General features: G+C 57.0%; 15 protein-coding genes. 4 read left to right on the forward strand and 11 right to left on the reverse strand.

Annotated features, from left to right (window positions below):
• Positions 1-126: 126 nt before the first annotated feature.
• The 3 genes from CC94_RS0100480 to CC94_RS23485 all read right to left on the reverse strand — a co-directional run bounded on the left by CC94_RS0100480 (position 127) and on the right by CC94_RS23485 (position 3,387).
• On the reverse strand, positions 127-2,082 hold the full coding sequence (locus CC94_RS0100480; RefSeq protein WP_005373059.1) for an AsmA family protein: 1,956 nt from the start codon (positions 2,080-2,082) through the stop codon (positions 127-129).
• 231 nt (positions 2,083-2,313) lie between these two features.
• Positions 2,314-2,529, reverse strand: a complete 216-nt coding sequence (locus tag CC94_RS0100485) for a hypothetical protein (RefSeq protein ID WP_005373060.1) — start codon at positions 2,527-2,529, stop codon at positions 2,314-2,316.
• A 684-nt stretch (positions 2,530-3,213) separates the two neighbouring features.
• The gene (locus CC94_RS23485) at positions 3,214-3,387 is read right to left on the reverse strand and encodes a FecR family protein (protein ID WP_157203339.1); all 174 of its coding nucleotides are present in this window, start codon (positions 3,385-3,387) and stop codon (positions 3,214-3,216) included.
• 641 nt (positions 3,388-4,028) lie between these two features.
• Here CC94_RS23485 and CC94_RS0100495 point away from each other — a divergent pair.
• Positions 4,029-4,304 (forward strand): type II toxin-antitoxin system HicB family antitoxin, encoded by a 276-nt coding sequence (locus CC94_RS0100495; protein WP_005373063.1) that lies wholly within the window; start codon positions 4,029-4,031, stop codon positions 4,302-4,304.
• Positions 4,305-4,716: 412 nt separating this feature from the next.
• Here CC94_RS0100495 and haoB read toward each other — a convergent pair whose 3' ends face one another.
• The 3 genes from haoB to CC94_RS0100510 form a co-directional block, all read right to left on the reverse strand.
• Positions 4,717-5,724, reverse strand: coding sequence for a hydroxylamine oxidation protein HaoB (gene haoB, locus CC94_RS0100500; RefSeq protein ID WP_031429463.1), 1,008 nt, complete (start codon positions 5,722-5,724; stop codon positions 4,717-4,719).
• Positions 5,724-7,397: a multiheme c-type cytochrome gene (locus CC94_RS0100505; protein WP_031429465.1), complete on the reverse strand. Its 1,674-nt coding sequence runs from the start codon at positions 7,395-7,397 to the stop codon at positions 5,724-5,726. Before CC94_RS0100505 ends, haoB begins: the two co-directional genes overlap by 1 nt.
• A 318-nt stretch (positions 7,398-7,715) precedes the next feature.
• Complete coding sequence (locus CC94_RS0100510) at positions 7,716-8,408, reverse strand: M15 family metallopeptidase (protein ID WP_005373066.1); 693 nt, start codon at positions 8,406-8,408, stop codon at positions 7,716-7,718.
• A gap of 97 nt (positions 8,409-8,505) precedes the next feature.
• On the opposite strand from CC94_RS0100510, the gene CC94_RS0100515 reads away from it, so the two are divergent.
• Positions 8,506-9,000, forward strand: a complete 495-nt coding sequence (locus CC94_RS0100515) for an ATP-binding protein (RefSeq protein ID WP_005373067.1) — start codon at positions 8,506-8,508, stop codon at positions 8,998-9,000.
• 13 nt (positions 9,001-9,013) lie between these two features.
• Here CC94_RS0100515 and CC94_RS0100520 read toward each other — a convergent pair whose 3' ends face one another.
• From CC94_RS0100520 to CC94_RS0100540, 5 genes are read right to left on the reverse strand one after another with little or no spacing between them, the layout of a single operon-like run.
• Positions 9,014-9,364: an STAS domain-containing protein gene (locus CC94_RS0100520; RefSeq protein WP_245549371.1), complete on the reverse strand. Its 351-nt coding sequence runs from the start codon at positions 9,362-9,364 to the stop codon at positions 9,014-9,016.
• Between the two features lie 4 nt (positions 9,365-9,368).
• Entirely contained in the window at positions 9,369-10,460 is a 1,092-nt protein-coding gene (locus tag CC94_RS0100525) for an amino acid ABC transporter ATP-binding protein (protein WP_031429466.1), read from the reverse strand.
• The gene (locus CC94_RS0100530; RefSeq protein WP_031429468.1) at positions 10,457-13,462 is read right to left on the reverse strand and encodes an ABC transporter permease subunit; all 3,006 of its coding nucleotides are present in this window, start codon (positions 13,460-13,462) and stop codon (positions 10,457-10,459) included. The genes CC94_RS0100525 and CC94_RS0100530 overlap by 4 nt, the downstream gene beginning before the upstream one ends.
• A 7-nt stretch (positions 13,463-13,469) precedes the next feature.
• Positions 13,470-15,419, reverse strand: coding sequence for a SpoIIE family protein phosphatase (locus tag CC94_RS0100535; RefSeq protein ID WP_031429470.1), 1,950 nt, complete (start codon positions 15,417-15,419; stop codon positions 13,470-13,472).
• Entirely contained in the window at positions 15,403-16,353 is a 951-nt protein-coding gene (locus CC94_RS0100540; RefSeq protein WP_245549372.1) for an ABC transporter substrate-binding protein, read from the reverse strand. Before CC94_RS0100540 ends, CC94_RS0100535 begins: the two co-directional genes overlap by 17 nt.
• Before the next feature lie 791 nt (positions 16,354-17,144).
• On the opposite strand from CC94_RS0100540, the gene glgX reads away from it, so the two are divergent.
• Positions 17,145-19,247 carry a glycogen debranching protein GlgX gene (gene glgX / locus CC94_RS0100550; RefSeq protein WP_005373073.1) on the forward strand — a complete coding sequence of 701 codons (2,103 nt, stop codon included), beginning with the start codon at positions 17,145-17,147 and terminating at the stop codon, positions 19,245-19,247.
• A 246-nt stretch (positions 19,248-19,493) separates the two neighbouring features.
• On the forward strand, positions 19,494-20,762 hold the full coding sequence (locus CC94_RS0100555) for an N-acetylmuramoyl-L-alanine amidase (protein WP_005373074.1): 1,269 nt from the start codon (positions 19,494-19,496) through the stop codon (positions 20,760-20,762).
• The last annotated feature ends 22 nt before the right edge of the window (positions 20,763-20,784 follow it).

A 20,784-nucleotide genomic window follows, 5' to 3' on the forward strand; every position in this document is an offset into this window, starting at 1 on the left:
GCCGCTCCTACAGGGATGAGAGCTGAATTGCCTCGTGGACCGGATTTGAAGGCGAACAAATTCGCCCCTTGCACACGATATGAAAATGCTCCAGTTCGGGCATTTTGAATGACACATAACAACCGCTCATTTGGCTTTGCGCTTTACCGGCAATTTCCTGCCGGTTGTGCTCTGAGACATTTTTTTCTTTGCCGCCGCGTCGTCGGCCATCGCCTGATTAATCATCGCATAACAGGCACTGTCCTTACCCAGTCCCCAATCGATCCAGGGAATGATCGCGGCGACCGGCGTCAGCAATACCCCCAAAACGGCCGAAGCCGCGCCTTTGGCAGCCAGGCGGGTCTTATCCGGCGAGACATCCGGAGATTTAAGCCGCCCTTTCACATAGAGGGGTACGCGAGCACTCAAGACACTGACATCTTTTGGGCTTGCATCCAGCCGCAGGTCGGCGTTCTCTTCGCCCAAGTCGATCCGGCCTGTGATCTTGATATTCGTGTCGACGGTGTCGATCACGAACGGCGCGGTTTTCATCCGACCGTCAGTGACCTTGAAATTGCCGATGATGCAGCGTATCCGGGTGCTTTTATCCTTGGTCAGCAGAAAACCCAGCGATTCGGCCACATCCAGGCCCACCAGCTCGATCAGCAGATTGCTGACGCGCCCCTGATCCATCAGCAGAGTGATGTCGCCGTTGCCGCGTCCGAGCATGTCCGCCACCGAGTTGCCGGTCGTGTCGAGCAGAATCTGCCCGAAGAACATGCCGTCGCTTTCCGGCTCGAACCGCGTCTCGGCCAGAAGCCGTTTCAGGGGCACTTTGCGAATCTTGATGTCCGCTTTCGTGGCGATGAGGTCCTTGCGCGCGTCGAGCCTGATCACGGACGCGATCTGGCCGATATCGATCGTGAAATTCAACGGTTCCAGCGCGATCCGGCCGTGGTCCATTTTCAGATGCGTCTTGAACGCGTCTATCGGCAGATGCGGCGTGATGATATTGTCGCTATAAAAGTTTACGTCCGCATCGGCGGAACGGATCGCTTTCGGGTCGTAGGGATTATCGGGAAAGATGCGTTCCTGTTCTTTTTTTTCCTTTGGATCGACGCCGATGAAACCCGCCAGATCCTTGAAGTCGAGCCGATGCGACTTGATATCGGCTTTCAGAAAAGGCCGCTTTTCGGGTGCGCTGTATTCAACGTCGCCAGCCATATCGCTGCTGCCCATTTTTCCCTTCAGATCATGGATGAGCCAGCGCTCGCCGGCGCGCGTCACCCGGCCGCTGAATCGATAAGGCGGCGTTTCGGCCAGCGGCACACCGATAAAAGGCGTCAATTTGGCGAGACTGCCGCCTTGCAGATCGAGCTGAAGATTGGGCTCCTTCAGTTGCACCGGGTCGGCGAAGGTCCCCTCGATCGTTACCCGAGTCTCGCCGGCCACCATCCTCAGATCGACAGGATAAGGCTTGTGCTTTTCCCACAGTTCCAGCAGCGAGCCGCCTTCCATCTTCAAGCTGAAAGGATCACCCTGGAAGCGCCCCCGGCCTTGCAGGTTCACGCCCTGCTCTTTCGCGGCACCCGCCGCCGAGGCCTTTACTGCCAGCTCCGTCCTGGTGTTCGGATCGCGGTAATCGAGCTGGCAGTCTTCGAGCGTCAGGCGGCCGATTCTGGGAAATTCGGTGCGGTCGGTGGCTTCTTTGTTGTCCGTATCAAATTCCCAATTGCCTTGGCCCTTCGCGTTCTTTTCCAGCAGCACGCGGGGCCTGGATACACTGATCTCCGGCAGTACCACATCGCCTTTCAATAAATCCGGCAGGCTGATGCTGAATTGCAGGCGGTCCACGCTCAGCATCTCCGGCTGACTGCCCCAGTCGGCATTCTCCAGATCGATTTTGTCGACGGTAATGCGCGGCGCCCAGCCCATGTCGACGTCCAGGTCGCCCTGAATGGCAAAGCGCCGGTTCAATGCAGTGCCGATCCTGGACGATATCGGCTCGCGCAGCCAGTTCCAGTCGAGGAAAGCCAGCAGCAGCGCGGCCGCGGCGACGATGACCAGAAAAACAATCCCGACCCATTTCAAGGTACGCTGCATAGAAACACCCTCCCTGATCCCTCGCCGACTATAAAATGCCGCAATGGCGGTAGAAAGATAAAGCCAGGCATGAAGCGAAACCGCATTCCAGATCGAGTCCGCGAGGTAAAGAAACCCAATCCAGGCGATTATTCCGCTCAATGCCATTTCCCCGGCAACGAAAAGCCCGCTATCAACCGGAATAAAACCGTATCAGACGACCTCAAGTGGATAAATCGATTTTGATGCCGTTTATTCGGTAGGACCGAAATCATCGAATTCGTATTCTTCCAGAATCTCTCTTGTGAGTTCCAGCGCGGCCCGGGTCTCCTTCTCGATTTCTTCCGCCAGCGCGGCGATGGCCTTCGGGTCTTTAATGCCTTCCGCATCGGATATGCGTGTGGAAATTTTACGGCTGAGCTCGATAATGCCGTTGTGGCGTTTAAACACTTCTGACTTTCTGCTCATGATCCCCTCATCCGGTAAGTTCCCATGACTGGCTGATGTGCCGGATTAGAGTCGTCATCGGCCGGCAATTCTCCCGAAAACCGCGACGAAGGAAGAAAATAGCCATCAATAGGCCGTTTCTCGCCGACAATCGTCCGGTTTCGACCCATATCCGTTATCTCGTAAGGCGGCGTTATCTTGTCCGGCATGCGTATCGGTTTGCTTCTGCTGTGGGCCTATACGGCAACCACCGTATTGGCCGGGCTGCCGATTACATCGTTTGAGGTTTGGCTACAGCGAAAATACCGGGTCGATACCCGAATGACCATAGACGGCAGAACTCCATCACTATTTGATGGCGCAATCATCCTATCTACACAACGCTACACGCGTTGCGCGTCGGGTAATCCCTCGCTGTAGGGTACGCTGTGCGTGCCATGAGGGTTGAAAAGGTACGCACAGAGTACCCTACAGCTGAAAAACAGTTACGGAGCTTGCGGTTTACCATTAAATTCTCCATTGCGAGAGGATGGGGGACCGGAATGGCCCGGGTTCGCAATGTTGACGGGTCTAGAGTCATTTCCTTCAACTTGTAGAATGGATTCTCCGAAGGCAATCCGCCACCGCTCTGCGGCCCCCTCAAGGTACCGATCGCGAACGATGGGCTGCCTGAGTCAGCCCATTCTAACGCTGCAGCCACACCCATCACGGGCCGACGCGGGTTTGCCGCAGATCCAACGCCCGGCAGACCGAATCCGGTACTTTGTCCGGATTATCCAGTGCAAACACGCCGGTAATACGCAGTTTTTCCAGTCCGTCATCGCGCAGAAAAATACGCCCGCTGCGGTAACGGCCCAATTTTTCGAGCAATTCGGACAACAGCCGGTCGTTGACCCACAGAAGGTGCCGCTGCCAGGCCGTAGCCTGGTCGAGTGGAGCCGGGTCGGGATTCGGCAGGAGGCTACCCGACCGGTAACGCAGTTTTTTGACCTTGCTTCACTTCCATTTCGGAAGGCGGCTGCCGGATAGAGGCCCGCGGACGGCCGCAGGCTCCTGCACGGTAACGCCGTAACCCATCGGCTGGCTTCTTCATGGAGCCTGGCGGGACGTTTCGGCTCCGAATCGCCTCTGTCTCTACCCATAAGCCGTAAGGGCAATAGCCGGGATCATAGGGTTTCAGAAAGCTGCTTCCGTACCTTGAACCGAGGAGGTTCACAGCCGGCCTTTCGGAGTCGAGAAGTGTTTTACAACCGCGAGATTCATTCCGCCAACGGTGACAGGTTTTCTATGAATGATGAATTGCCGCTAAAGGCGGCGTAATCGTGCGTCCGGAAAAATGCCGATACGTCAGTCCTTGAATGGATAGGGATGTTAACCATTTTCTACGTTTTTATTATCATTTATCCGACATTTACAGCGTCTATCTCATAAATGTAGACTTTTAGCTTTTAATGCAGCATCTCGCCATACCCTTTGGACAAGGGATCCGTAACTGTCAACATTAAGAAGAGAACCTGAAAATGAGATTAGTAGCAGTCGTACAACCGACGTATAAAGGCTTGACCAAACGTTTTTCGGCTTATTGTCCGGATATTCCCGGCTGCATAGCCCATGAAGCAACGGCGGAAAAAGCCCTGGAGGCTCTGAGAGCCACGGTCACTCATCAGATACACGCACGGGAAGAACTGGGACTGAAATCCATCAAAAATTATTGCAAAGTGGAAGTCCTGGAGATTGAACCCCAAAGAAAACCGCAAAACGACGGCTTATTCAGATCTTTAAAACTCGTACAGTAGAAGCGGGTACATTCGCTCATTCTACGGCTGTCGTTGTAGGGCGGATTCGCCGCCAAGCAATCCGCCATCACTACTTTGAAGCCTGTTGGCGTTTTGCTATCGCGAAAACGCCCTACAACGCTGCTTTTCATAACGCTTGACACGGATAACCCTATCTACGCGCATTATGGCGATTGAGTTTTTGCCCTATTCTTTAACCCGTCTTGCGGTTATATGCAAACAGCCAAATTCCGCCCAGAACGCCCCGGGCAGGTTGGGTTACGGCTTACGCTAATTCCGCTTGACTTTGTTTTTGATAGGGTTGTGTCGGGTTTCCGCTGTCGCTCCAACCCAAGCGCCCGAGATATGTATAACGATACCTTATGACGGCATGACGGCATGGCGGCATGGCGAGCACCCGAACCGGAAATGCCTAAGGCGGCGGGCGGAGGCCGTCGATTTTATAAACGGACAGAAAACCGCCCCAATGGCTCTGGTAAACCAGGCTGACGCCCTCGGGCAGTTGTTTCAGCGAATCGACGAAAGGAAGCAGCCGGACCAGCAGCGTATTTCTGACTTTCGGATCGGGCGTAGACCAGACGCGGTAATAAGTGCCCTCTTTCTGCGCCAGGTAATTGCCGTCTCCGGTTTCGCCGGCCCAACGCTTGACCCGGGCAATGTCTCCATGCAGGTCGTCGCCGACGGGAATGTTTTGCGCTTCGAACTTCAACGGCGCGCCGCCGTAAGCGCCGAATTCGGTCAGATGCAGCAGCAGATCATTGTCGACCAGCAGATAAACGGGCCGCGACGGGCCGAAATGCGCGGCGATCTCGGCAATCGCCTTGTCGCTGTCCATAGTCAGCCAGCGCGCCATCTGCGCCAAGTGCCTGCTTTCTTCGTCCGAGGCCAAAGGCAGAGTGTCTTTTAGCGCCTTCCAGACCGGGTTCGTAAAAGTCTTCATGCCGGGCTTCCGCAGCCAGGCCTCCTTGCCGGCCAGAAAGTGGAGACGCTGGCCGTCGTCCCACCAGCTCAGAAATAAGGCGTCATCCGGCGCCTTGCGGGCGATCACCTCGGCCGCAGCCTGCCACAGTTCGTAACGCATACCGGTCGGAGTGGAAGCCAGGGCCTGCGCCTCCTTGGGAAACAGGACGGCGCTCTGTCGAGCGCCGTCGCGGTCCGCGTACCGGACGGCCAGCAGGTCGAACAGCGCCTTGCCGTCCTGGCTGAAGGCATGACGCTCCACCGATTGCGCCGAAAAATGTCCCTGCACCGCGTTAGCGGATTCCTGGGCGCGCCGGACGGAGAGCGGCGTTTCGCTTTGGCCGCTCTCCGCCTTGAGCTCGACAGGTCCGATCCATTGCCGGGAAAGCAGCGTGCCGCCCGTTGCCAGCAACGCGACGCTCAATGCCGACAGAAATCCCTTCCGGAGTGTTCGCCGCATCACTTCGCTTCTTCGCTCGCTTCGTCGGCTTCGGATTTTTTGCCGAAAGGACCGAAGATTTTATACGCTACGCCCAGGCCCAACGCGATCAGCAGCAGCCCCGTCAGGCCCAGCCCGCTGCCGCCCGATTCGCTCGCAGGCACAGTGGCGGTGCTGTTCACATTGGCTTTCGCAATTTTCGCTTGAGCGGCAGATTCGCGCAGACGGGTATTTTCGTCCATGATCTCGCTATAGTCCTTCATCAGATTCGACCAGCCTTCGGTGTAAGTGAAGCCGCCCGGATTGGCGTGGAAGATGCCTTTGTAGTGCTTGATCACGTCATGCTCCCACATATCGGCATGGATGCGTTCAATGTGGCTCGGATTGTTGCCCTTCGCCCAGAACAGTTGGAAGAATCCGGCCGGAGCGTCTTTTTCAGGCAGAGGCGGCGCAGGCCGGTTGGTTTTCTGGCCGACCAGAAGGCCGTCCTCGTAGAGCTGGGTGACCACTTTTTTGGCTTCCTGCTCGACTTGCAGACCTTGAATCGTCCCCTTGTCGGCCGCATCCAGATACGCCTTCGCGAAGCTGGCCGAATGGCACAGGCTGCAGGTATCGACCCAGGCTGTCTTGCGGTCTTCGAACCAGGAATGGCCCAGGTTGTCGGCAATCGCCGGGGTCGGGTTGAAAGCCCAGCGCACTTTGCGCACCAGATTATGCGAATAGTCGCCCTGGTATTCGAAATGGCAGAGTTGGCAGGTCGGCGCGGTATAGCCACCCTTGGCGATCGCGTCTTTCAAGGGCACTTCGAAATTCCACTTGGCTTTGCCCAACGTTTGGTACTGAGTACCGTGCTTGGACATCATGAAATTTTCGAACTCGTTGTGGTCCACTCCGTTGTGGCAGGTGGAGCAGGCTTCCGGCTGCCGGGCTTCGGCGGCGGAAAAGGAATGCCGGGTATGGCAGCCGTCGCACTTGTTTTGCTGGTAATGGCACATGTCGCAGCCTTGCGCGACCTCGCGCTGAGGCATGGCTGCCCAAACCGTGTTCTCGACGTTCGCCTCCCAGTCGACCGCATGGGAAGGATGACCCTTGCCCCACTGCTTCTGCGGCCATTCCTGGTTTTTTTCGGATTCCGCTTCGGCAAACTCGCCCACATGGCAGGTGCCGCAGGCGGCACGGTCCGGCATCACCAGATTCTCTGCATGATTGACGGTTTCCTTGCCGACGCCGCCGTGGCAATCGATACAGCCGACCTGGTCGAGCCGCTGGCCTTGCTTTAAAAGGCCCTGCTTGGCAAGGTTGGCCTCTACCTCGGCCAGCTTTTGCTTCTTGTAGGCGCGCACATCGCTGTCGGGCAGGTTCCGGATCGCGGCCAGATCGCCGTGCACGCTATTTTTCCAGGCATGGAACGCGCCCGGCGTAGCCGCTTCATGGCAGCTAATGCAGTCGTTGCGGCCGAATTCGCCCTGCACGGTTTTGGGCGGTTTATAGAAGTCCTTGGGATTCCAGTATTTCTGGATCGGGATCGGCGCCCAATAGGCGCCGTGCGATCCCTTGCCCGGATGTGAATCATAGTAATTCTTCTTGAGTTGTTCAAAATCGGGGTTGTCCGTGCCGGCAACCCCGATGCCGCTGAACCCGATCAGGGTAAATAGCAGCCCTACCCTCAGCAAATCAAGCATCTTGTATCTCATAACGCCCCCTCTCTGGCCGGTTTTAGATCTTATGATAGCGATTCGAAACTAAAGTCTAGCGTAATAGACTCGATAATAAAACAAAATTTTAAGAGGGGATAGAAAAGATGGGATTCGCCGGCCCTGTTTTTCCCGATAGGAATGATTCTGCAGGACGGCTCATCGCCGCCCATCCGGCGTTGTGCCCGACGCAGCTGAACGAAAGCCAAAAGCGGAATTTTGATCTTCGACGACGATCCGGTCGAGGTCGGTCCGGGCCATTCTCGGGCAAATTCGGCTTTTTGCTTCTCGCTGGAAGAAGATTACCTGTCAGGCGAATTATTCAACCGGAAAATCGAAATAGGTCGCGGGAAAAGGCTCGTTCGCGAGGGTAAAGTGCCACCATTCTTTCGGGTAGGGTTTAAATCCGTGCTGGCGCATCACCACGGACAACAGCAAACGATGCGCCCGTTGTTCCGATGCCAGGGCGGCGGCAGCCGGCCAGGAAACCGGATCGAAAAGATCGAAGGCGGACCCCATGTCCAGTTCTTTGCCCGTTCCGAGGTCGACAAGGGTGAGGTCCACCGTGCTGCCGCGCGAATGGCTGGATTGCCTCGCGAGATATTCCAGCGCGAACAGCTCGCTTTTGGGCACGTTGGGATAGTAGCTCGGTTGGGTATCGGTCGCGGTCTCGTCCGTACTCCAGCGGATGAAATGGTCCACGCTGCGCTGGGGGCGGTAGGCGTCGTAAATCTTGACCCCGAGCCCGAACGCATTCAGTTCTTTTTGCACTTCGGCCAGCGCCTCGATCGCCGGCAAAGTCAGAATCGCGCGGTTGGCGCGATAGCCGTCGATGGGCCGGCCGACGAAATTGGCGCTCGAAAAATATTTCAGTTCGGTCATCAACCGCGGAATATGCTTGTCGGCATAATCGAATCCAGCCGGCAAATCGGCCGGGTTAACGAGCGGGCTCATCGGCAAGAGGACCAATAGCCCCATCAAGAACGGTATTAAGCGATGTGTTTGAGTCATGGGTTTCTTCCGGTCAGCGGCGATCCAGCCTGAGTATAAAACATAGGAATACGGATGGGCAGCCGTTAAAATACAATTTTGAGACTCGGGTGTTGATATGGCGGAATCCGACAAACCTGCGCCATCTGCGGAAACCCAATCCGGGGCATCGCGGCTGCGCGGCCGCGACAAGAAAGTCGTGCTGGATTACCGGCTGCCTACCCGCCTCGAAGAAATCGAAAAACTCGCGGAGGCGGTCAACCGGGCGCTGCCCGACCGCGACCTGGCTTTCGCCGCCAACCTGTGCCTGGAAGAACTGATAACGAACACCATTCTGCACGGAATCAAGGGCGCCGCCGATCGTTTCATCGATGTCCGGATCAGCCGGTCGGACGAGTGGCTGGAAATTCTCCTCAAAGACGACGCTCCCCGCTTCGATCCATTCGTACAGGCGCCTCGGCCCGACATCGGCCTCGATATCGACGAACGCCCGATCGGCGGTCTCGGCGTGCACATGGTCAAGCAGCTGATGGACGAAACCCATGCGTACTACGAAGGCGCCGGCAATCGGATCGTGTTGCGCAAGCGCTTGCGCGGCCGGGCTTCGCCATAAGGCTCGATTCTATTCAACCGAGCGCCGCCAGCGCTTCGGCCACCGAATTTTCCATTTTGAACAGGGCGGTAAAACCGCACATATCGAACACCGAGCGGACGTTTCCCTGTACGTCCGCAAAGCACACCCGGCCGCCTTTCGCGTTCAGCAGCTTGGACATCAGCAGGAGGCCGCGCAGGCCGGCGCTGCTGATATAGTCGAGCGGCCCGAAGTCCAGCACGATGAAATGATTTCCGCCTTCGATAAGTTCCCGGACGGCTTTTTCGAACTCCGGCGCCGTCACCGCGTCCAGCCGGCCGCTCAGCGTGACGACGATCGCATTGTTTTCTTTTCGGGTTTGCAAATCCATGGCGCTTAGCTTCATAAGGTTATTTTTTGAGCGCGAATTGTAACCTGTTTTTGCCGCCCTGCCATTGGTAGTCCATCGATTCGGTCAAATTGCGGATGATCGCCAGGCTGAAATCGTCGTCGGCCAGGCGCTCTCCGGCAAGCGGATTGATTTTTTCACCGGCGCTTTCGGAAACCACCTCCAGGCGTCCGCTCTTTTCCGAATAGGCGATGCTCAAATCCAGGGTTATTCCGGACAGATACGGGGTGTAGAGTTGCAGTAATTCTTCGATCAGCAACAGCAAACTGTCCCGGGTTTTCTTCGGCAAAATCTGTTTTTCGCAGAACGCCTCGATTTCCGCATTCATCGCATACAGGTCGTAATCGGGCGAGGCGATCCGGCAGCTGTAACTGCGTATCCGATGAATGAAGGCCCGGGTCTTTTCCCGCTGCGGATTCTCGAAAATCTGCTCCGGCGGGCCTTCTTCGTAGATGATCCCTTCGTCCATATACAAGACCCGATTCGATACGTCGCGGGCAAAATCCATTTCGTGGGTCACGATCGCCATCGTCATGCCTTCGCGGGCGAGGCGGCGTATCACCGACAGCACTTCGCTGACCATGGTCGGGTCCAGCGCCGAAGTCGGCTCGTCGAACAGAATGATCTGCGGCTCCATCGCCAGGCAACGGGCGATCGCCACCCGCTGTTTCTGGCCGCCGGAAAGCTCGTCCGGAAAGTTGCCGGCTTTCTCGGCCAGCCCGACCAGCCGCAACAGGTCCATCGCCTTTTGCCGCGCCGCCGCTTTGTTCGTCCCTTTCAGCCTGACCGGCCCGATGGTCAGGTTGTCGAGCACGGACAGGTGAGAAAAGAGATTGAAGGACTGGAACACCATGTTCATTTTCTGGCGTATCCGCGCCACGTCGGTCTTTTTATCCAGAATATCCACACCGTCGATAAGGATCGACCCGCCACTCGGCGTTTCGAGCAGATTGAGGCAGCGCAGAAAAGTGCTTTTGCCGGTGCCGGAAGGGCCGATGATCGAGACGACCTCCCCGGTTTTGATTTCGGTGGTCACGTCTTTCAATACCGCGACACCGTCGAACTGTTTCGACAAATGCTCGACCTTGATCATGCCTTGCCCTCCGGACGGCGCCGCCTGTATTTCGGGTCGGTGATCCGCTCGAGATAATCCAACGACTGCATCAGAATCCACGCGATCGTGAAATACAGGATCGCGACCATGATCAGCGGAAAGAACGCATCGAAGGTGCGGCTGCGGATGATGTCGCTGGCTTTCGTCAGATCCTGCACCGCGATGTAGCCCACGATCGAAGTCATCTTGACCAGAGAAAGAAATTCGCCCTTGTACACCGGCAAAATACGCTGCACGGTCTGCGGCAGCACGATGAACAGAAAGGTCTCCAGTTTGGTGAAGCCCATCGCGATTCCGGCCTCGGCCTGGCCTTTATCGACGCCTTCGATGCCGGTTCTGAAAATCTCGGACACGTAAGCCGCAAAATTCATCCCGAACGCGATGATCGCGACCAGCAGCGGGCTGATGTCGACCGAAGCGAATACGACATAGAAAATCAGCATCAACAGCACCAGCACCGGCGTGCCGCGCAGCAGCGTGATGTACAACTTCGCGGGCAGGCGAAGCAGAGGGCGCCTCGACATGCGCATGAAGCAGATCAGCGCGCCCAGCAGCGTACCGAACAAAGTCGAAAAAATTGAAATGATCACGGTCGTTTTCAATCCGTCCCAAATCAAAAGGTAACGGTTTTCCTGGAGGATGTTGCTGTAAAAACTGTCCGCTGCCCGGCTCAGGAAGGACGTCGGCCGGGTTTCGGCCTCCGGCGGGGCGCCGGAAGCCGCGATATTTTTTTTCAGGGCGAAGACTCGAGTGCCCATCTCGAAATAGGGCTCGGAAAAATCGATCTGTTTTTTCCTTTCTTCGGTCACATAAATGGCGCTGGCAATCATATCGACCTTGCCGGTAGAGGCAGCCGCAATCAGGCTGCCGAATTCCATGTTGGCGAACCGGGCGTTTTTGCCGAGATAAGCGGCAAATCTCTCGGCAAGTTCAATATCGAAACCGACCAGACGGTTATCCTGGACCGCGGTAAACGGCAGGCCGGCATCGCTGACCCCGACCGCCATCGTACCGTTCGCTCCGGCGTTTGCAATGACCGGCATCCGGGTATCGCCCTGCTCCATCCAGCGCCGGATCATGTCGGCATAGACGCCGTTTTTCCGGATCTCGGCCAGGAATGGGGTGAACCGGTTCTTTAGGGCCTGATTGTTTTTGTCGAAACCGGCGCCGACCGAAAACGAAAACAAAGGATCGCCGAGCAGGCCGAAACTGCCGTCCCGGCGCAGGATCTCGCGCAAAGGTTCGGCGTCGAACAGCGCGGCATCGACCTTGCCCGTCTTTACGGCCAGGGCGACATCGGCCGGCGACTTGTACTGAAAAATCGCGGCATCCGGATAATTTTTCGTCGCGTAAGTGTCGTGAGCCGACCCCATCAGCACGCCGATGCGTTTATTCTTTAAATCGGCCACGGAGACAAGCCAGCCGCCCGTTTGACGCCCGCCGGGCGAAACGCGCCTGACCAGCGCCGAAATGTCGTTTTCGACATACGGCAAGGAAAAATCGATCAGTTGTTTGCGCTCGTCGGTGACATTGAAATTGGACAGCGCGAAATCGATCTTGCCCGCCTGCAGCGCCGGAATCAGGGCTTCGAAGTTCATATCGACAATCTCGATTTTCTTACCGAGGCGCGCGCCGATCAACCGGCCGAGTTCGATGTCCAGGCCGGTCGGCTTGCCGTTCGCCAAAAACGAAAAAGGCTCGATCGTCGCACAGGTCCCCATGCGCAGAACGCCTTTGTCGGACGGGCTATCGGTTGGCGCGATCGGCGGCGCGACCTGATATTTCGAATCGATCCACTTGGCTCTGAGCCGCTGCAGCGTGCCTTCCCGCTTCAGCTCGGACAACGCGCTGTCGATATCGGCCAGCAAGGTGCCCTTGCCTTTTTTGAGCGCGGCAGCCACTTCCAGTTTGTCGACCGGCTGCTCCAGAATGACCAGCTCCGGATTTCTTTCGACCAAATTCAGCAGCACGCTCTTGTCGTACACAAACGCATCCGTCTTGCGGCTCTTCACCGCCAGGGCGGCATCGGCCGACGCGGTAAAGACCTGAAAGGCCGCGTTCGGAAAGTGTTTGCGCGCGGCCAGATCGCCGGCGGAACCGCCGAGGACGCCGATGCGTCTGCCGTCGAGATGCGCCAGCGCCGAAGTTTCGTCAGAGTTGCCGTCTACAGTCGCCGCGGCCGGTGCCGGAGCGGCATCGGCGCTTTTCCTGACCAGCATCACCTGGGCATTCGCATAATAGGATTGCGTGAAATCGACGAATTTTTTGCGTTCTTCGGTCGCGGTCATCCCGGTCACGATCAGATCTACCTTGCCCGATTGCAGCGCCGGAATCAGCGCCATGAACTTCATGTTGAAAAATTCGACCGGCCGCTGGAGTTTGACGGCGATCATCCGCGCCAGCTCCCCGTCATGGCCGGTGACCCGGCCGTTCCGGTCCACGAAACTGAACGGCTCGCGCGTGGCGCTGACGCCTATTTTCAGCGGCGCTCCTTCCTTCGGAAGGGTAAGATTCAATTCTTCGTAAGGGGTCAGCTCCGGCTTGAACCAGCGTTGCTTCATCGCCGCGAGGGTTCCATCGCCTTTCAGCCCGGCGATGATCCGGTTCACGGCCTCCCGTAATTCCCGATTGCCTTTTCTGACCGCAATCGCGGTGTCCTCGTACGCCAACGTCTCCGGCAACAGGTCCAATTCCCGGTTTTTTTTGGAGACCTGCAGCGCCGCCGGAAAAGCGGTGACGATCGCATCCAGTTGCCCCGATTTCATGGCGGCGACCGCGTCCATGATGTCGTCGAAACTTTTGACCTGTGCCTCCGGAAAGCGGGCAAGCGTGATCGCTTCGCCGGTCGAGCCGGTCATCACGCCGATTTTTGCGCGCCGGGCATCCTCGAGACTGTGGATAAGCGTTTCGCTTTTTTTGCAGCCGGCCAGCAAAACGGCGGCGGTCAATAAGATCAGCGAAAACGGAATCAGCTTTTTCATAACTCTCTCATTGCTCAGGCTGGGCGGGTTTCTTCTTTGCCATTTTTACCGCCAGCATGGTGATATCGTCCGATTGCGAAGCGCCGTGGACATGGCCGGCGACGTCGGCGCTAATGTAACGGATCATGTCCGCCACCGGCTGCCGGGGCGCCGACTGCAACGCTTTCAGCAGCCGCTCTTCGCCGTACAGCCTCTCTTCGGAACTCTTTGCCTCGGTCACGCCGTCGGTGTACAGAAAAAGAATGCCGTCCTGATCCAGAGTGAGCCGCTCGGTCACAAACACGGTATCGGCCAGCGCGCCCAGCATCAGTCCCGGTTTCGGCGCGAGATAGCGTACTCCCCGCGCATCGGCGATCAGCGGAGGATTATGGCCGGCATTGGCGAAACGCACCTCGCCGGTCGTAATGTCCAGGATCGCGCAGAACACCGTGGTAAACATGCAGTTTTCGTTATCCGCGGCAAGGATATTGTTGACCGAAAAAAGAATTTTATCGGGCTCGCCCAGCCGCTGGCCTTCGGTCTTCAGCAGAGTCTTGGCGACCATCATGTACAGCGCGGCCGGCACCCCCTTGTCGGAAACGTCCGCAATCAGGAAGCAGAGATTCTTTTCGTCGACGAAAAAGAAGTCGTAGAAGTCTCCGCCCACTTCTTTGGCCGGCACCATCGACGCGTAAATGTCGAATTCTGAATGATCCGGAAAAGGCGGAAACAGGCGCGGCAATAGGCTCGCCTGAATCTGGGTCGCCACCTTCAGCTCGCTTTGGATGCGCTCCTTGGCGGCGGTCGTTTCGGTCAGATTCTTGATGTAAGCCTTCAGCGATGTCTGCATGGCCTGGAAATCGCGCGTGAGCTGGCCGACTTCGTCATGCGAGTTTACCTTCGGCAGCAGCGCATCGAAGTTGCCGGAAGCGATCCGGCCGGTCGCCTCGGTCAAGGACTGCAGCGGGCCGATGATGGCCCGGGCGATCAGGACCACGGCCAGCATCAACAGCACGATCCCGACCAGCCCGATGGCGGCCATCGTCATGCTCAGCTTGCCGATGTTCTCCAGCAGCTCGGCCTCCGGAAAGACGACCGCGAGCGTCCATCCCGCCGAAGGAATCGGCGCGTAATACATCCAGCTCGTAATGCCGACCAGACTCGTATAATGCACGAAGCCGCTTTCGCCCCTGATCATTTTCTGGCCGAGCGACCTGAGGGCCGGATCGTTGCGCGCCTCCGCGATGCTGAAAAACGTTTCGTTCATGATCGCATCCTTCAGCGGATGGGCCAGTATCATCCCATTTCGGGACAGCACCGCGGTGTAGCCGGTTTTGAGGATTTTGACCGAAGCGATCAGGTCGGTCAGCGCGTCGAGAGCGATATCCGCGCTCACGATTCCCCGGAGCCGTTGGCTGCCATTGGCTTCCCGGTAGAAAGGCGCCGAATAGGTCGTCATCAGCACATTTCCCGCACCTTCGTCATAGTAAGGCTCGCTCCATTCGGGACTGCCCAGCTCGCGCGGAATCTGATACCAGTCCCAAAACAGGTAGGGCACCTGCTGGTACGATCTTTCCAGACGGTCGTACGCGATTTTCCCGTTTTTCCGATAATAATAAGGCGCGTACAGCCGCGTTTTCGGGCTGAAGGCAAAAGGCTCGAAAGAGATGCTGGCGCCGTAAACTTCGGGATTGTTTTCGACCGTGGTTCTGAGCAAGGCATGCAGCGCCTCTTCGCTATAATTCCCTGTCTCCAGGGCGCGGGCCACGCCTTCCGCGACTTTGGAGACGGCCTTCAGTTGGATCTCGACCCGGTTGACCAGCGACAACGCCAGGCTGCGCGCATTGCTTTCCAGTTCCTGTTGCAGCATCGCGCGCGATCGTTCGTAATTGTAACCGAGCGCCGCCGCAAAGATCACCACGCTGAAAAACACGATCACCGACACGAGCCGGGTAACGATGCTATTTTTTCGCGGCATCGGCGCTCCAGGTAAAAGCGGCGTAATCGGGATAATCCTTGATCGAACCGTCCTTTTGCATCGCCCGCGCCACCGCTGCGTAGTCCTGTTCCCGTAATTGCCCGAGCACGGTCTTGGCGCCTTCCGGCAACATCAGATCGCGCATCCGGTCGAGCATCCATTTCTGGTGCATCCTGTTGGCCGGCAATTGCGCCTCGCGCATCGAGCGAATGACGATGTCCAGCGCTTCGTCCGGATGATCGAAGGCATAGCGCCAACCTTCCAGCGACGCGGCAACGAACGCCCCGGCCAGCGCCGGATCGCGGCGGAGCGTCTCCTCGAAGGCGTAGATACCGTCTTCGAGAAAATTCACCCCCTCGTCGCTGAGGAAAACGGTATTCAGCTCTGCCGGGTCGATCCCGGCATTCAGGATCGTATGGTACTCGTTGAACCACATCGCGGACGACACATCGATCCCGCCGCGCAAAAAAAGATTGACCGTATGCGACTGGCGCACTTCCCTCACCGTGATCCGGTGTTTGGCGAAGAGGGTGCGCAGCGGTATCGAAACGTCGCCTTCCCACAGCCCGACTTTTCTGCCGTTCATGTCTTCGATCGTATGAATGCCGGCCGTTTTTTTGGAAATCAGCATCAGCGACGAGCGCTGGTTCATTTGCGCCAGATTGACGAGTTTTTTGCCGTCCGCCCGATGCAGTAGCGCGGTCGAAAGCCAAAGGACCGCAAAATCGGCCTTTCCTTCTGCCAACGCCTGAACCGGCGAGCAACCCGGCCCGGATTTCAGGATTTTGAGGTCGATTCCGTGCTGGGCATAAAGGCCTTTTTCGAGGGCGACATAATAGCCGGCAAACTGGGCCTGGGGACTCCATAGCGGCATCAACGCCGCGCGTTTCAGCGGCATATCGGCGGCGCGGGCCTGAAGGGGCAGATTTCCCATCAAGAGCAGGAAAAGAATCCAGGCAGCGTGTAAAGGCGTCTTACGGCGCCGGCCATGCTCATGCCGTATCTCAAGGCAACGCATTAAAGCGCCTCATAAGCGACCAGTTCAGAGAGTTCAAATGATTTTTTGTGCAAACGGCGTGTAATTGAAACCGGCATTCTGATTTTGGCCCATGACGCCAAAGACCTTCAACCGAGAACCACAGTCTAAACGACTTCGATCAGTATAATCTGAAGCCGGCTTCGCAGCCAGAGACAGGACAGGCGAAACCGCCGCCGGCTTCGGCCCGCGGCGAAGCCGGCCACGCCATTGGTTCGGAATTTGCCGTTAGGCAGGCGCCGAGCACAGTCCAGTCTGGCTCCTGTGCCCTTTAGGTAAGGATATCGGACTATCGACGCCGCAAAGCTGGTTTTGTCAATGACGCAGCTGACTGGCAAAGCGAGCTTTGTCACGCCGGTAAAAAGCTTATTCGGAATTCCCTCAACGGCATTGCCGCCGACACGTCATCCGCGCGCGGTTCCACCCCGCCGCAAACCCTCAAAACAATCCGGCATTGCCAAACCTTGGCAGTCCGTGTAGATTTGACGGTTTTAACTCATACTTTTCAGCAAATTCAGTCCCTGGTTTATTTTTGCCTATACTATATATCTGTAAAATCCGCGGTGCCTGACGACGCAGTCAGCAAAGAGAATACCCTAACCGATTTCTTCATTTTCAAGCCGTATTGATTCAGCCGCGCCTTCGCCGGTCGAAGCTGCGCCAATACTGCACAATTTAGGAAAAAACCATTGGCCGAAATTTATAGTATCAAAACCGGTTATCCTTACCCGGCCGGGGCGACGGCGAACCCGAACGGCGTCAACTTTTCGATTTTCAGCCGCCATGCGACCGCGGTCGAGCTGCTGCTGTTCGAAACCGCCGAAAGTCCGGAGCCGTTCCAGACCATTCAGTTGCAGTCGCAGGTAAACCGGACTTTTTACGCCTGGCATGCGTTCGTCGAGAACCTGCCGGCCGGCACCTGGTACACTTGGCGCATGGACGGCCCGAACAATACCCCCGAATCGGGCCAGATGTTCGATAAGGACAAACACCTGCTCGATCCGTGCGCACGCGCGGTCAGCACGAGGCTTTGGGACAGAAAACAGGCATGCCTGCCCGGCGACAACGTCCGCCATTCGATGCGCAGCATGGTGGTCGAGGACCATTACGACTGGGAAGGCGATGTACCGCTCGCGATCCGCAGCGAGAATGCGATCATTTACGAATTGAACGTAGGCGGCTATACCCGCCATCCCAGTTCCGGCGTGCGCCATCCCGGCACGTTTTCCGGCCTGATCGAGAAAATTTCTTATCTCCGGGAACTCGGCATCACGCATGTCGAACTGCTGCCGGTGATGGCGTTCGACGAGCAGGACGTCCCGTCCGGCACCGCCGACCTGGGCCTGCAAAACTACTGGGGCTACAGCACGCACAGTTTCTTCAGCCCGCATCCCGGCTATTGCGTGACCCCGGAACAGGGCACGCACATACAGGAATTCCAGGATCTGATCAAGGCCCTGCACAAGGCCGGCATCGGCGTGATTCTGGACGTAGTGTTCAATCACACCTCGGAAGGCGGCGCGGGCGGGCCGATCATCAATTTTAAAGGCATCGACAGCGAAATTTATTATCACATCGATGCGCTCAACAAAACCGTGTTCCGCGACTATACCGGCTGCGGCAATACGGTCAATGCCAATCATCCCTTCGTATCCAATTTCATCGTCGACTGCCTCGAATACTGGGTCGAACACATGCATGTCGACGGCTTCCGCTTCGATCTCGCCAGCGCGATGGCGCGCGGCGAAGGCGGGATGCCGCTGCGCGATCCGCCGGTGCTGTGGGCGATCGAACTGTCCGAAAAACTGGCTCGAACGAAACTGATCGCCGAGGCCTGGGATGCGGCCGGCCTGTACCAGGTCGGTTGTTTTCCCGGCTACCGCTGGGCCGAATGGAACGGCATCTATCGGGATGCGGTGCGCCGCTTCCTGCGCGGCGAAAAAGGCCTGATAGGCGATCTGGCGACGCGCCTGTGCGGCAGCAGCGATCTCTACCATCCGGAGGGCCGCCTGCCGATCAACAGCATCAACTTCATCACCTGCCACGACGGTTTTACGCTGATCGACCTGTTCAGCTACAACGAAAAGCACAACCTGGCCAACGGCGAAAGCAATCGCGACGGCTGCAACCACAATTTGAGCTGGAACTGCGGCGTCGAAGGTCCGACCGACAATCCGGCGGTTCAGGCTTTCCGGATCAAGCAGGTCAAAAATGCGTTCGCGATCTTACTGTTGAGCCAGGGCGTGCCGATGTTTCTGGCCGGGGACGAAATCTTGAAAACCCAGCACGGCAATAACAACACCTGGTGCCAAAACAACGAACTGACCTGGTTCGACTGGAACTTCAGCGAAGACAAGCGCGAGATTTTGCGCTTCGTAAAGTCCATGATCGCGTTGCGCAAGCGCAACCCGTCGCTGATGCGCCGCCGCTTCCTGAGCGGCCAGAAGCACGACGACACCCACCTGCCCGACATTTCCTGGCACGGCGCGCAGATCGACCAGCCGAACTGGAACGACCCGGAAGCCCGGGTTTTGGCGTTCACCCTGGCGGCGGCCACCGAAGGCGGCACGCATTTGCATGTGATGCTGAACATGTCGGACAGCAAGGTCGAAATGGAACTGCCGCCGCTAAAAAACTTGAGCTGGCATACCGCAGTCGATACCTCGAAACCGTCTCCCTACGATGCGGTCTGCCCCGCAGAGCAGAGACGGCATAAACGCAAGTTTTACACGGTCGAACCGAAATCGGTCGTCGTGATGGAAAGTTCCGAATCCAAATGGTGGAATTTATAATCTCCTCCGAAACGGTTCAAAAAGGCGCCTCAGGCGCCTTTTTCATGCGCTCAGACTTCCTCGTTCAGACCAATTCCGTTTAGTTAACCGCATTCCCGGCCAGTGCCGTTTTCCGAAATTTCCAGCACCTGCCGCCGAATACCTTTCCGCTTGCCGCATCTCTCAAAAATTTTACATACATCGATGTAAAAACAATTACATATTGTTATAATTTAAACGAAATTATCGTTTTTTTGAGCGGCGGCCATGAGACATTTCGCTAAATCATTCTTTTTGCTGGCGTTACAACTTTTCTCAAGCGTGGCTTTTGCGGCACAAGTGAGCGTCAACTCGCTCCACTTTTGGAGTTCGGCCAAACAAAGCCGGATGATGATCGACGTGTCCGCCATTCCGTCCCATTCCATTTCGCTGACCGAACACCCCGGCCGCCTGGTGATCGACATTCAAAACGCCCGCTTGAAGGGAGAACTGTCTCAGCCGCCTGCCTCGCATCCCTTTTTTTCCCGTATCCGCACGGACCAGAAGCAGAAGACGTTGAGAATCGTCGCCGACCTGAAAAGGCAGATCGATTATGAAAGCTTCACACTGAACCCGAACAAGATGTACGGCCATCGCCTGGTCGTCGATCTGACGGACAAGGGACCGCTTTCGGACAGCCCTAACGCGTCCGAAAAATTTTCGGCCCAGGCCGCCAAGCCCAAAGCGAAAGCACAAGCGCCGCAGAAACTTGCCAAGCGGGCCGCCGGCAACGACAATCCGGCCAAATCGGCCAAGGGAGCGGCAACCTCCGCCGGACCAATCGGCAGAAACATCGTGGTGGCAATCGATGCGGGACACGGCGGCGAAGATCCGGGCGCCCACGGTCCGGCCGGCACAGAAGAAAAGCGTGTGGTGCTGGCCATCGCAAAAAAACTGGCCGCACTGATCAACCGACAGCGCGGAATGCGGGCGGTATTGGTTCGTAAGGGCGATTATTATGTCGATCTCAGAAAACGCATGGAAATCGCCCGCGCCGCGAACGCCGACCTTTTCGTCTCGGTGCATGCGGACGCCTACCAGAAATCCGATGTGAAAGGCGCGTCGGTATTCACACTATCGAACCGCGGCGCTTCGAGCGAAGCGGCGCGCTGGCTCGCCGACAGCGAAAACGCGGCCGATCTGGTCGGCGGGGTTCGTCTCGACGACAAGGAAGAAGTACTGGCTTCGGTGCTGCTGGATTTATCGCAAACCGCGACCCTGGAGGCCAGCAACAATGTCGCCGGCCAGGTGCTAAAAAGTTTTCAGAACATCGGAGAACTGCATTTTTCGTCCGTGCAGAAAGCCGGTTTTCTGGTCCTGAAGTCGCCGGACATTCCGTCGATCCTGGTCGAAACGGCCTTTATCTCGAATCCCGGCGAAGAACGCAAATTGAACAATACCGAACATCAATCGAAAATCGCACTGGCGATTTTCAACGGTATCCGCAATTATTTCAAACAATATACGCCGAACGATACCCGCGTAGCCGAGCTTTAGATATCCTCTAACCCAGTTGAGG

The sequence above is a fragment of the Methylomicrobium agile genome (assembly GCF_000733855.1).
Lineage (GTDB): Bacteria > Pseudomonadota > Gammaproteobacteria > Methylococcales > Methylomonadaceae > Methylomicrobium > Methylomicrobium agile.

Coding starts and splice junctions, on each gene's coding strand:
- CC94_RS0100495 (WP_005373063.1), top strand. CDS start 4,029: ATGAGATTAGTAGCAGTCGTACAACCGACGTATAAAGGCTTGACCAAA.
- CC94_RS0100530 (WP_031429468.1), bottom strand. CDS start 13,462: ATGAAAAAGCTGATTCCGTTTTCGCTGATCTTATTGACCGCCGCCGTT.
- CC94_RS0100535 (WP_031429470.1), bottom strand. CDS start 15,419: ATGCCGCGAAAAAATAGCATCGTTACCCGGCTCGTGTCGGTGATCGTG.
- CC94_RS0100520 (WP_245549371.1), bottom strand. CDS start 9,364: ATGAAGCTAAGCGCCATGGATTTGCAAACCCGAAAAGAAAACAATGCG.
- CC94_RS0100480 (WP_005373059.1), bottom strand. CDS start 2,082: ATGCAGCGTACCTTGAAATGGGTCGGGATTGTTTTTCTGGTCATCGTC.
- CC94_RS0100555 (WP_005373074.1), top strand. CDS start 19,494: ATGAGACATTTCGCTAAATCATTCTTTTTGCTGGCGTTACAACTTTTC.
- CC94_RS0100525 (WP_031429466.1), bottom strand. CDS start 10,460: ATGATCAAGGTCGAGCATTTGTCGAAACAGTTCGACGGTGTCGCGGTA.
- CC94_RS0100485 (WP_005373060.1), bottom strand. CDS start 2,529: ATGAGCAGAAAGTCAGAAGTGTTTAAACGCCACAACGGCATTATCGAG.
- CC94_RS0100505 (WP_031429465.1), bottom strand. CDS start 7,397: ATGAGATACAAGATGCTTGATTTGCTGAGGGTAGGGCTGCTATTTACC.
- haoB (WP_031429463.1), bottom strand. CDS start 5,724: ATGCGGCGAACACTCCGGAAGGGATTTCTGTCGGCATTGAGCGTCGCG.
- CC94_RS0100540 (WP_245549372.1), bottom strand. CDS start 16,353: ATGGGAAATCTGCCCCTTCAGGCCCGCGCCGCCGATATGCCGCTGAAA.
- CC94_RS0100515 (WP_005373067.1), top strand. CDS start 8,506: ATGGCGGAATCCGACAAACCTGCGCCATCTGCGGAAACCCAATCCGGG.
- CC94_RS0100510 (WP_005373066.1), bottom strand. CDS start 8,408: ATGACTCAAACACATCGCTTAATACCGTTCTTGATGGGGCTATTGGTC.